At 71.5% G+C, this 10,457-nt stretch carries 12 protein-coding genes; 9 read left to right on the top strand and 3 right to left on the bottom strand.

Annotation, left to right across the window (positions count from 1 at the left end):
• The 6 genes from BLT59_RS24260 to BLT59_RS24230 form a co-directional block, all read left to right on the top strand.
• On the top strand, positions 1 to 759 hold a 759-nt coding region (locus BLT59_RS24260; protein WP_139174106.1), incomplete at its 5' end, for a DNA translocase FtsK.
• A 355-nt stretch (positions 760 to 1,114) separates the two neighbouring features.
• Positions 1,115 to 1,597 carry an Hsp20 family protein gene (locus BLT59_RS24250; protein WP_091786804.1) on the top strand — a complete coding sequence of 161 codons (483 nt, stop codon included), beginning with the start codon at positions 1,115 to 1,117 and terminating at the stop codon, positions 1,595 to 1,597.
• Between the two features lie 130 nt (positions 1,598 to 1,727).
• Positions 1,728 to 2,246, top strand: coding sequence for an Hsp20/alpha crystallin family protein (locus BLT59_RS24245; RefSeq protein ID WP_091786801.1), 519 nt, complete (start codon positions 1,728 to 1,730; stop codon positions 2,244 to 2,246).
• Positions 2,247 to 2,376: 130 nt separating this feature from the next.
• Positions 2,377 to 2,796 (top strand): hypothetical protein, encoded by a 420-nt coding sequence (locus tag BLT59_RS24240; RefSeq protein ID WP_091786798.1) that lies wholly within the window; start codon positions 2,377 to 2,379, stop codon positions 2,794 to 2,796.
• A gap of 15 nt (positions 2,797 to 2,811) precedes the next feature.
• Complete coding sequence (locus BLT59_RS24235) at positions 2,812 to 3,156, top strand: hypothetical protein (protein WP_091786794.1); 345 nt, start codon at positions 2,812 to 2,814, stop codon at positions 3,154 to 3,156.
• A 24-nt stretch (positions 3,157 to 3,180) separates the two neighbouring features.
• Complete coding sequence (locus BLT59_RS24230; protein WP_091786791.1) at positions 3,181 to 3,897, top strand: NADH dehydrogenase ubiquinone Fe-S protein 4; 717 nt, start codon at positions 3,181 to 3,183, stop codon at positions 3,895 to 3,897.
• Between the two features lie 224 nt (positions 3,898 to 4,121).
• Here BLT59_RS24230 and BLT59_RS24225 read toward each other — a convergent pair whose 3' ends face one another.
• From BLT59_RS24225 to BLT59_RS24215, 3 genes are all read right to left on the bottom strand, one after another.
• Positions 4,122 to 5,162: an aldose epimerase family protein gene (locus BLT59_RS24225; RefSeq protein ID WP_091786788.1), complete on the bottom strand. Its 1,041-nt coding sequence runs from the start codon at positions 5,160 to 5,162 to the stop codon at positions 4,122 to 4,124.
• Positions 5,163 to 5,166: 4 nt separating this feature from the next.
• The gene (locus BLT59_RS24220; protein ID WP_091786784.1) at positions 5,167 to 6,438 is read right to left on the bottom strand and encodes a thermonuclease family protein; all 1,272 of its coding nucleotides are present in this window, start codon (positions 6,436 to 6,438) and stop codon (positions 5,167 to 5,169) included.
• Positions 6,439 to 6,609: 171 nt separating this feature from the next.
• Entirely contained in the window at positions 6,610 to 7,464 is an 855-nt protein-coding gene (locus BLT59_RS24215) for a hypothetical protein (protein ID WP_244514132.1), read from the bottom strand.
• A 293-nt stretch (positions 7,465 to 7,757) separates the two neighbouring features.
• Here BLT59_RS24215 and BLT59_RS24210 point away from each other — a divergent pair, with 293 nt between their 5' ends.
• From BLT59_RS24210 to BLT59_RS24200, 3 genes are read left to right on the top strand one after another with little or no spacing between them, the layout of a single operon-like run.
• A complete protein-coding gene (locus BLT59_RS24210) occupies positions 7,758 to 8,711 on the top strand; it encodes a lipid kinase (RefSeq protein ID WP_091786781.1) in 954 nt (317 codons plus the stop codon).
• Positions 8,708 to 9,478 carry a TerC family protein gene (locus BLT59_RS24205; protein ID WP_091786778.1) on the top strand — a complete coding sequence of 257 codons (771 nt, stop codon included), beginning with the start codon at positions 8,708 to 8,710 and terminating at the stop codon, positions 9,476 to 9,478. Before BLT59_RS24210 ends, BLT59_RS24205 begins: the two co-directional genes overlap by 4 nt.
• A gap of 16 nt (positions 9,479 to 9,494) precedes the next feature.
• Entirely contained in the window at positions 9,495 to 10,280 is a 786-nt protein-coding gene (locus BLT59_RS24200) for an ABC transporter substrate-binding protein (protein ID WP_091786775.1), read from the top strand.
• The last annotated feature ends 177 nt before the right edge of the window (positions 10,281 to 10,457 follow it).

Here is a 10,457-nt window from a genome sequence, read left to right as displayed (position 1 = left end):
CGCCACACCGGCGAGGCGGTGTACGAGGACGAGGCGATGGACCTGGCGCCGCTGCCCTACATCGTGATCGTGGTCGATGAGATGGCCGACCTGATGATGGTGGCCGGCAAGGACATCGAGGGGGCGATCCAGCGTCTGGCGCAGATGGCGCGGGCGGCGGGCATCCACCTGATCATGGCGACCCAGCGGCCGTCGGTGGACGTGATCACCGGCACGATCAAGGCGAACTTCCCGACCCGGATCAGCTTCCAGGTGACGAGCAAGATCGATAGCCGCACGATCCTGGGCGAGATGGGCGCCGAGCAGCTTCTGGGTCAGGGCGACATGCTGTTCATGGCCGGCGGCGGGCGCACGACGCGCGTGCACGGGCCGTTCTGCTCGGACAGCGAGGTCGAGACCGTGGTCGCCCACCTCAAGCGCCAGGGCCGCCCAAGCTACCTCGACGCCGTCACCGCCGACGACGAGGAAGGTGGGGCCGAGAAGGGCGCGAAAGGCAAGGCCGGCGCGGCGGAACTCGAACTCGACGGCGCGGTGTTCGACCAGGGCTCCTTCGGCGAGGCCGGCGGCGACCTCTACGATCAGGCCGTTCAGGTGGTGCTGCGCGACCAGAAGGCGTCGACCAGCTACATCCAGCGCCGCCTGCAGATCGGCTACAACCGCGCCGCCTCGCTCATGGAGCGGATGGAGATCGAGGGGATCGTCGGCCCGGCCAACCACGCCGGCAAGCGCGAGATCCTAGTGGATGAGGCGGTCGGCTGACGTCTCGGGTGTCGAGCACCCCGAGATCCTAACGGCGGCCCAGGTCCCATCTACGTCCTCATCCCGAGGTGCCGGAGCGCAGCGGAGGCCTCGAAGGAGCCCTCCAGCCCGCCGCGCGATCCCTGGAGCCCTCCTTCGAGGCGCCGCCGCCGCGCCTCAGGATTGAGGTGTGCGGGTTGGAGTGCCCCGTCGCGTCCATCGCGGCAGAGCCGCCAAAAAACTGCATCGAGCCTGGAACCTCTCCGCGACCTGCACGTTACGCGCGTGCGAGGCCTGGAAACGGGCTCGCCGGGAGGGCGCCGGACACGGTGTCTGGCGTCGCTTGTAGTCACGTTGCTCGTTGGAGGATGTGGTTATGAGGACTTACGACGTTTCACCCCTGTTCCGGTCGTCCGTCGGGTTCGACCGTCTGTTCGAGTTGCTCAACCAAGCCGATCGCGTCGAGGCATCGGCTGCTTGGCCGCCCTACAACATCGAGAAGGTCGCCGAGGACCAGTACCGCATCACCATGGCGGTCGCCGGCTTCACGCCTGACGAGATCGACCTGACTCAGCAGGACACCACGCTCCTGGTTTCGGGTCAGAAGGCCACCCAGGAGGGCGAGAAGCACTACCTCCACCGTGGCATCGCGGCACGCACCTTCCGCCAGACCTTCAACCTGGCCGAGCATGTGAAGGTCGTGGGCGCATCCCTGGAGAACGGCCTGCTCACCGTCGAACTCAAGCGCGAGGTGCCGGAGGCGCTCAAACCTCGTCGCATCGCCATCGGCGGCACGACAGCCGCATCGGGTCAGGACAATGCCCCGACCCAGATCGCCCGCGAGGCCAAGGCAGCCTGACTGGCCGCCTGACTGGCGACCCGACTCGTCTGCCGGGCACCCCCGTGCCGACATGGATGACATCCCTCACGGGTCCGCGGACCCGCGGGCCTGTTCCCGCGACTGCCTAGCATTCGATGGAGATAGGACCATGAGCGTGAGAGATCTGATTCCCTGGAACCGCAACACTGCTCCGGCGCCGGCCGCGCTGTCCCAGGAGCCGGGCAGCCCTTTCCTGACGCTGCACCGCGAGATGAACCGCCTGTTCGACGACGTGTTCAGCGGGTTCGGCGGCGTACCGAGCTTGGCGAGCCGCAGCTTCGGCTGGCCGCATGTCGAACTGGTAGAGGCTGATGGGGCGCTCCGCGTCTCCGCCGAGCTTCCCGGCTTGGACGAGAAGGACGTCGAACTCCTCATCGCGGACGGCGTCCTGACCCTGAAGGGCGAGAAGCGCGCGGAGACCGCCGACAAGGCCTGCGGCTATTCCGAGCGCAGCTACGGCCGCTTCGAGCGGTCGATCGCCCTCCCGGTGCCAGTGATGGAGGACAAGGCCGAGGCGACCTTCCGCAACGGCGTGCTCACCGTGACGCTGCCGCGCGCCGCCGAGGCGCCGGAACGCCGTCGACGCATCGCGATCAACGGCATCGGCGCGTCGGCTGCCAAGCACTGAGCCAGCATTGCCCTGGGTCCGAGCGCGGCGGCTTCGGCCGCCGCGGAACTGAGCGCATGACGCCGCGGCCGGGCCGCCCGATTGGGCGGGCCGGCCGCCTCAGCCTTTGCTCACGACGAGGAGGGTTTGCATGCCGCAGATCGATACGAAATCCATCCAACCCGAGATCGAGCGTCTCGGCCCGGTGGCGACTGCCAGCCTCAGGCCACCTGCGGTCGAGCCGTTCGAGGCCTTCGTGGCGCCGGGCGACGTCTTCCGCCATCCCCGCGAGGTGCTGAGCTATCCGGGCTTGTCGCGGGCCGAGAAGCGGGCGATCCTGGCCTCCTGGGCCTCGGACGCGCGCGCGGTCGATTCCTGTCCGACGCTGCGCTGCCTGCCGGGCTGCCGGGCCGAGCCGGTACCGATCGACACGATTCTGGCTGCCCTTCAGGCGCTTGACGAAGGCTCGGCACCGCCCGCATCCCCGGCGCCCCGAAAGCCGCTCTTCCCCGCGGCCTTCAGCCGACGCTGGCGCCGCCTTCCGGCCGGACCGGAGCCGGTGCTGAACTGAGCTGGGAGGCGCGCGATGGCAACGTTCGACCTGAGGGGCGGCCACCGCATCCGGTCCCGGCTTCGGCGGGGCCGCCGCGGATGGCCGGTACGGGACACCGACGGGGCCGTGCTGGGCAACTGGATCCTGTCCACCGCGCTGTGCCTCGCCCTGGCCGCGCCCTGCCCGGTGCCGGCCCTGCCCTGGGTGCTGGCCGCCCTGTTGAGCCTGTCGGGCTTCGTCTGGCTCGGCCGCGCGATCACGCAGGCCGGGCCGCCGGCCGATGCCCCGCATCTGACAGCCTGGGATGCCGCGCTGCTCTCCTTTGCGGCGAGCTTCGGCGTGCAATCGGCGGCGCGCCTCGGCCTTTTCGGCGGCTGAGCGCGCCCGTTCAGGGAGGCAACCATGCAGGATGGTACGAGCGGACTCGGACACAACAACCCGCCCGCTTCGGCAGGCGCACCGTGGCTCGATGGCCGCCGGGCGCTGATCCGCCGCGGGCGCTCCGTCGGCGCGTCCGGCCGCGCCCGGGCCGAACGGTGGGTCCTGACCTTTGAGCGGGAGACGCCCGCGGAGACCGAGCCGCTGATGGGCTGGACCGGCGGGGCCGGCCCGCTCACCACGGAGGTGGCGCTGACCTTCCCGAGCCGCGCGCAGGCGGTGGCCTATGCGGAGCGCCAGGGACTCGCTTACAGGATCGCGCCCGACCCGGCCGGCCGGGTTCGGCCGAACGCCTTGCGGGTCTGGCGCTCGAACCGGGACGCGACGCCTATGCAGGTCCGCGCGACGGCGCAGGATCGATCCGTGGACGATCCGGTGCCTGCCGGCCTGCCCGATCTGGAGCGGGCCCTGGTCAACCCGGCCGCGGTCTTCGCCACGCCGGCCGCCGTGCTCGATCACCCCCGGCTGCTGCCGAGCTGCAAGCGGGAGATCCTGCGGCGCTGGGGCTGGGACGAGTATCTGAAGGAGGTCGCCGCCACCGAGGGCATGACGGAGGGCGAGCCGTCGCGGCTCGACGCCGTGAAGATTGCCCTTCTGGCGCTCGGCGAGACGTGGCGTCCCCATCCCGCGGCGCCGGCCGCCGCGATTCCGGCCCTGCAGGCAGGCGAGCGGGCGGCGTGAGGCCGTGACCGGCGGTCGGCCCGCTTCGGACCGCCCCGGATTGGACTCCAGTCCGGGCTGCAGGGCGCTCCGCCCCTGGGCGTGACCTGCGCGGCGCGGGTGATCGCGGAACGCCGGAGCCAGCTCTGAGCGCAGTCGGTCTGCCGCCCCGCGGTCTCCGACGGGCCGGCGGACCGCACGGGTGTCCTCGGCCGCACAGGCCAAGTCGCCGGCGCGTGGCGCCCTCACACGACCGAGAACCGGAACTCCGTGGCCGCCGCGAAGGTCTCGCCCGGCCGCAGGACCGCCGAGGGGAAACCCGGCTGGTTTGGCGCATCCGGGAAGCCCTGCGTCTCGAAGCAGACGCCGTCGCCGGAGCGGTAGATGCGTCCCGACGACCCGATCAGCCGCCCGTCGAGATTGTTGCCGCTGTAGAGCTGCAGCGCCGGCTGCGTGGTCCAGACGTCGAGCCGGCGCCCGCTGCCCGGATCGATGCAGGTGGCGGCCGGCCGCAGCGTCCCGACGGGACCGCGCAGGACGAAGGTGTGGTCGTAGCCCTTGGCATGGGCAAGCTGCGGATCGCCGACGCGGATCCGCGCCTCCAAGGCCCGGGGCGCGCGGAAGTCGAACGGCGTTCCAGCGACCGGCTGGATCGCACCGGTGGGGATCTGGGTCGCATCAATCGGCGCGAAGGCGTCCGCTTCGACCTGTACGATGTGGCCGAGGACGCTGCCCGTCCCCTCCCCGGCCAGGTTGAAGTAGCTGTGGTTCGTGAGGTTCAGGATTGTGGGCCGGTCGGTCACCGCGGCGTAGTCGATGCGCAGCACGCCGTCCTCGGGCAGTGTGTAGGTCACGCGGACGTCGAGATTGCCCGGAAACCCCTCCTCCCCGTCCGGCGAGCGGCGGCTCAGGACGAGGCGCGTCGCCTCGGAGCGATCCGCCCGCCACAGGCGCTTGCCGAAATTGTCCGGGCCGCCGTGAAGGGTGTTGGGCGCCTCGTTCACCGGTAGGCGATAGACGTGCCCGTCGAGGCTGAAGCGCCCGCCCGCGATGCGGTTCGCGTAGCGGCCGACGATGGCGCCGAAGCTCGGGCTTACGGTCTCGTAGCCCGCCAGGGTGTCGAGGCCGAGCACGACGTTGGCCGGGTGACCGGCCCGGTCGGGCACCTCGATGGCCGTGACGGCTGCGCCGAAATCGATGATGGCGACGCGCAGACCGCCCCGGTTCAGCACGTGGCGGCTGACCGGCCGGCCGTCCGCCGTGGTGCCGAACACTTCGGTCGGCATCCGTCTAGCGCTTCCAGACGCCGAGCCGCTCGCTCCGGGCGTGATCCTCGGCCGCGACCAGTTCGGGACTCGCTTCCGGCGAGGCGCGACCGCCGCCGTTGAACAGCACCACCTCGGAGAGGTCGCGTCCGTCCACGAGGCAGTTCATGGTCGTGCTGCCGGGGGCGGGCTGGCAGGTCACCGGCCGGTTGCCGATGTAGCGGGCCAGTTCCTCTGCCTGGCCGCCGCGCACCCATTCGACACCGAACAGATGCACGACCTTGCCGCCGACCTTCAGGGTCGCGGTATCGATGACCTGGGTCTGTCCCGTCACGGCATTCGGCGGCAGCGGCGTGTCGGGCTCGGACTCGCCGCCGGTCTCGGGGGGCGGGGTGACCGTGTCGGGGGCCGCCGCCGGCGGGTTCGAGGCGGGGCTGTTCGGGGCGGCCCCGTTCGTGGCCTCCGTCCGGGACGCGGCCGGAGCGGTGGGACGCGTGGGATCGGGCGCTTGGCCCTCCAGGACGAGCCCTGCGGCGACGATTGCCACAAGGGTACCGACACCGGCGCCCAGGAGCAGGCGGCGTTGGCGGCGTGCGCCCTCATCCGTGCCGTCTCCGCCCAGGCCGAGCCGGTCGCGCAGACGGCCGAAGCCGTCGCGAAGCGTCTCGCCGAAGCGTCCGGGGCGGGTATTCCAGGCCGTCGCGGGATCGACCTCCGGAGGCACCCCGGTGCCCGTGTCGACGTTGGTGGCCGCAGGACGGGCAAATTGGCCGCGCAGGCTCGTTCGCAAGATGGCGAACCGGCCGGCGGCGCTCTGCGCCAGCACCCGGCCCTGCTCAGAGGAGCGCTCGGCCAGGGAGCGGGCCCGTTCGGACTGGGTCCCGACGAAGCGGGCGGTGGCCGCCTTCATCTCGTAGGCGCCGCTCAGCAGGGACGAGTCGCGGGCGTCATCGGCGGCCTGCGATGCCAGATCGGGCTGGGGCTCCGGCGGCAGGAACAGGGCCGGATGCCGCGCGCGCAGCTCGGCGACGAGGTCGGCGAGGGTCATCGGCTCGGATGTGCCGTCCCGCCGACGCACGGTACCCTGGCGGTCGAGAACGTGCAGGCCGGTGCCTGTCTCGTCGGGTAAGCAGACGGCCTCGGCCAGGAGTTCGAGGGTCCGGAACGCCACGGGGCGCGGGCGCGCGCGCGCGATCTCGGCCCGGATCGCCTCGCGCAGGACGAGGCGGTCGGGACTGTCGAGGGCCGGACGGGCCGGCTCCGCCTCCTGTTTCGCCACCACCGTTGAAGACGTCATACACCCGATCCCGGCATCACCGACGCGCGGCGCGAAGGAGGCCCGACCGCAACCCCCTGACGAAGCCGCGCGGGCGCTTCACGGAACGCCCGACCATCGGGACCGATCCCACGATACGCCCGCTTGTATACCCCTGCCCGCCACCGGACCTAGGGACGCGATGCGGGGCTCTTACGCCTTGCCGGGCGAGGCGGCCAGGGTTCCGGCCTGGATGCTCCGCCACAAGACGCGACCGCTCTCGCCGAGGATGTAAGGCCGCGTGCCCGCGAAGCCCACCTCCAGGATCAATTCGGCCTCGCCGCTGGAGACGGCGCCCCGCCCCGGATTGGCGGTGCGGAAATCGATGATCGTGCGGATCGTGCAGGTCTCGGCATCGCAGGCAGTGTGCATCCCCCGCGGCGCGTAGCGTCGCTCCGGCCAGCGCTCGACGAAGCTGCGCTTCTCGGCGACGAGCGCCGCCGTGGTGATCGGCCGGCCGTAGAACCGCACGCGGGTCGCGTAGAGCTGGGTCGCGGCCCCGACCATGGTGTCGCTCGAACCCGAGACCGTGGCGAGGTAGCTCGCCGTCAGCGCCCGCGCGGCGGCGGCGCGTTCGGCCGATACGACCGGCACCGGGCCGATTGCGGCCGGCGTCTCGGCAAGCCGGTGCTGATGGCGCACGGGGCGGTGCAGAGTCTCCCGGACCGGCGGACGCTCCAGCGCGGCCGCCCGCTTCGGGCCCGACACCCGCGTCGCCGCGGCCTTCGGCAGCGCATCCTCACCCGGTTCGGGTTTGGCGGCCTGCCGGACCGGCTCGGTGCGGCGCGCATTGTCGGGCTGGGCCTTCGCCTGCGCGGCGGCGGCGTCTTGCGGTGCCTGCGGACCGGGGGCCTTGATTGATTCCTTCACGGCGCCCGGGGCGGGCGCGGCAGCCCGTGGTGGCGGGTCCACCCAGGTGCTCTGGGCTGCGGCGGTGCCCATGCAGGCGAGCGGCAGCACCACACCGAGAGCGAGGGCCTGGAAACGGGCGGGACGTGAGGCGGACATCGGTGCCTTCCTGGCGGCCGGGGCGGACATCATGGAGAATGCGCCCGCGCGGGTGCGGAGTTCCACGAGGGTTTCGGGCGCGCCTACATCCTGCCGAACTCCGCGGCGGCGACCAGCCCGGGATTGCGGGGATGATGGGGTTGCGTTCGTGCGTTTGGGTACCAAGTCGGGGACAGTCTTGGCCTTTGGCCGGTCCCGAGCTTCCATACAGCCTGCTCCCTGCCGCGCACCGAGGATCCCTTGGCCCGACCTGAGACCGAGTCGCCCTCCGGCCCGCTTCCCGGGAGCGCGCAATGAGCCCCCGCCAGCGCCGGGCCCTGCTGCTCTGCAACGCCAAGGCGCGCAACGGCGCCCTGGATCTCGACGAGGTGCGAGCCATCCTGCGGGCGGGCGGCATCGAGCCGGAGGAACCGCCGCCGGACGCCGATTGCCGGGACGTGATCCGCGACCGGGCCGGCGCGGTCGACCTCGTGATCCTGGGCGGCGGCGACGGCACCATGAACTACGCCGCGCCAGCTCTGGTGGCGAGCGGCCTGCCCTTCGCGATCCTACCGCTCGGCACGGCCAACGACCTCGCCCGCTCCCTCAACCTGCCGCTGGATCCCCTGGCGGCGGCCCGCTTCATCCCGACTGCCGAGGCACGGCCGGTGGATCTCGGCTGGGTCAACGGCCACTACTATTTCAACGTGGCGAGCATCGGCTTCTCGGCGGAGCTCGCGGGCGAGCTGACGGCCGAATCGAAGAAGACCTGGGGCGTGCTCGGCTACGCGGTGGCGGCCGTCCGGGTGCTGCGCCGGGTGCGGCCTTTCACGGTCACGATCGAGCATGACGGCCTCGTCGAGAGGGTCACGACCATCCAGGTCTCGGTGGGCAACGGCCGGCACTACGGCGGCGGCATGACCGTGGCGGAGCGTGCCGCGGTGGATGACGGCAAGCTCGATTTCTACAGCCTGGAGATCAAGCACTGGTGGCGGCTCCTGGCGCTGCTGCCCGCCCTGCGGCGAGGCACCCAGGGTCGGGCGGCCGACGTGCGGGCGTTCCACGCCCAGGAGATCCGGCTCTCGACCCGCAGGCCTCGCCCGGTGAACACCGACGGCGAGCTGACCACGCACACGCCCGCCCATTTCAAGGTCTTCCCGAAGATCCTGCAGGTCCTGGCGCCCGAGCCTGTCCGTGGCCCGAACTCCTTCGACCTCACGGCTCTCGGCAGCCGTCTGTTCCCGAGCAGCGAGGCATCCCGCCTGTGACCGACCTGATCCAGCTCGCCAGTCAGCCTGCCGTCTGGGCTGCCCTCGCCACTCTGGTGGTGATGGAGGTGGTGCTCGGTATCGACAACCTGATCTTCATCTCGATCCTGACCAACAAACTGCCGGCCGATCAGCAGACCCGGGCGCGGCGCATCGGGATCGGGCTGGCGCTGATCCTGCGGCTGGGGCTGCTCGGAACCGTGGCGTTCATCGTGCACCTGACCGAGCCGGTCTTCTCGGTGCTGGGCCAGGCCTTCTCCTGGCGTGACCTGATCCTGATCGGCGGTGGCCTGTTCCTGCTGTGGAAGGCGACCAAGGAGATCCACCACACCGTCGATCCGGAGCCCGAAGCGGAGCGATCGACCGGCGGCACGATCGGCTTCGGAGCGGCGATTGGCCAGATCCTGCTCCTCGACCTCGTCTTCTCCATCGATTCGATCATCACGGCGGTCGGCATGACCGAGCACGTGCCGGTGATGATGGTCGCGGTGGTGGTCGCCGTGGTCGTGATGCTGGTCGCCGCCGAGCCGCTCTCGGCCTTCATCGCCCGGAACCCGACCGTTGTGATGCTGGCCCTGGGCTTCCTGATCATGATCGGCATGACGCTGATCGCCGAGGGGTTCGGCGCCCACGTGCCGAAGGGCTACATCTACACGGCCATGGCCTTCTCGGCCGGCGTCGAAGGCCTCAACATGCTGGCTCGGCGGCGCCGGCGGCCCGCCCCGGGTGCGGCGCGGGCGCCCGCCGGGCAGGCGCGGCGGGTCTGAGCCGCGGCGATCCGCCATGCGACTCGTCGCGGCCTTCGGCCTGCTCACCCTGTCCACCGTGGCGCACGCGCAGACGGTACCGATGCCTCCCGACGCGACAGTGCTGCACGATCTCGTTCCCACCGGGACGCTCCGGGCGGCGATCAATCTCGGCAACCCGGTGCTCGCCCAGCCGGGCCCGGACGGGCCCATCGGGGTGTCGGTGGATCTTGCCCGGGCCTTGGCAGCACGGCTCGGCGTGCCGGTGGCGTTCGTGACCTATCCGGGGGCAGGCGCAGTCTCGGGCTCGGCGGGAGCGGGGGCTTGGGACATCTGCTTCCTGGCAATCGATCCGAAGCGCGCCGAGGGGATCCGCTTTACGGAGCCGTACGTGCTGATCGCCGGCAGCTACCTCGTGCCGGCTGTGTCACCAATCCGGAGCCTGGAGGCGGTCGACCGCGACGGCGTGCGCGTCTCGGTGGGGCGCGGCAGCGCCTACGACCTGTTCCTCAGCCGCGCCCTGACGCGCGCGACCCTGGTGCGGGCACCGACCTCGGCCGAGGCGGTGGCGGCCTTCGCGCGCGACGGGCTCGACGTCGCGGCGGGAGTGTACCAGCCGCTCGCCGCCTACGCGGCGGCGCATCCGGAGGTACGGCTTGTGCCGGGGCATTTCATGGAGATCCCGCAGGCGATGGGCTTGCCGGTCGGACGCCCGGCGGGGGCGGCCTACCTTGCCGGTTTCATCGCGCAGGCGAAGCAGGACGGGCTTGTCCGACGCGGCCTGGCCGCCAGCGGGCAGGACCCGGAACTGGCGGCGCCGTAACGGATCGAGCGGGGGTGTTCCTATTCTCCCCCTCATCCTGAGGTGCCGGAGCGCTGCGGAGGCCTCGAAGGAGCCCTCCCGTCAGCGCCGCGCTCCCCGGCGCCCTCCTTCGAGGCCCACCGACGCGGGTATCTCAATGAGGGTGCGGTTGGCAGGACGCTGGCGGCGAGACGTCGC

The organism is Methylobacterium sp. UNC378MF (genome assembly GCF_900103195.1).
GTDB lineage: Bacteria > Pseudomonadota > Alphaproteobacteria > Rhizobiales > Beijerinckiaceae > Methylobacterium.
The sequence above is the reverse complement of the archived record's forward strand: the minus strand, read 5'-3'. Positions and strand labels throughout refer to the sequence as shown.

Bases quoted from the DNA above. Each gene is read 5' to 3' on its own strand.
- BLT59_RS24250 (WP_091786804.1), top strand. From the start codon at position 1,115: ATGAGGACTTACGACGTTTCACCCCTGTTCCGGTCGTCCGTCGGGTTC.
- BLT59_RS24245 (WP_091786801.1), top strand. From the start codon at position 1,728: ATGAGCGTGAGAGATCTGATTCCCTGGAACCGCAACACTGCTCCGGCG.
- BLT59_RS24240 (WP_091786798.1), top strand. From the start codon at position 2,377: ATGCCGCAGATCGATACGAAATCCATCCAACCCGAGATCGAGCGTCTC.
- BLT59_RS24235 (WP_091786794.1), top strand. From the start codon at position 2,812: ATGGCAACGTTCGACCTGAGGGGCGGCCACCGCATCCGGTCCCGGCTT.
- BLT59_RS24230 (WP_091786791.1), top strand. From the start codon at position 3,181: ATGCAGGATGGTACGAGCGGACTCGGACACAACAACCCGCCCGCTTCG.
- BLT59_RS24225 (WP_091786788.1), bottom strand. From the start codon at position 5,162: ATGCCGACCGAAGTGTTCGGCACCACGGCGGACGGCCGGCCGGTCAGC.
- BLT59_RS24220 (WP_091786784.1), bottom strand. From the start codon at position 6,438: ATGACGTCTTCAACGGTGGTGGCGAAACAGGAGGCGGAGCCGGCCCGT.
- BLT59_RS24215 (WP_244514132.1), bottom strand. From the start codon at position 7,464: ATGTCCGCCTCACGTCCCGCCCGTTTCCAGGCCCTCGCTCTCGGTGTG.
- BLT59_RS24210 (WP_091786781.1), top strand. From the start codon at position 7,758: ATGAGCCCCCGCCAGCGCCGGGCCCTGCTGCTCTGCAACGCCAAGGCG.
- BLT59_RS24200 (WP_091786775.1), top strand. From the start codon at position 9,495: ATGCGACTCGTCGCGGCCTTCGGCCTGCTCACCCTGTCCACCGTGGCG.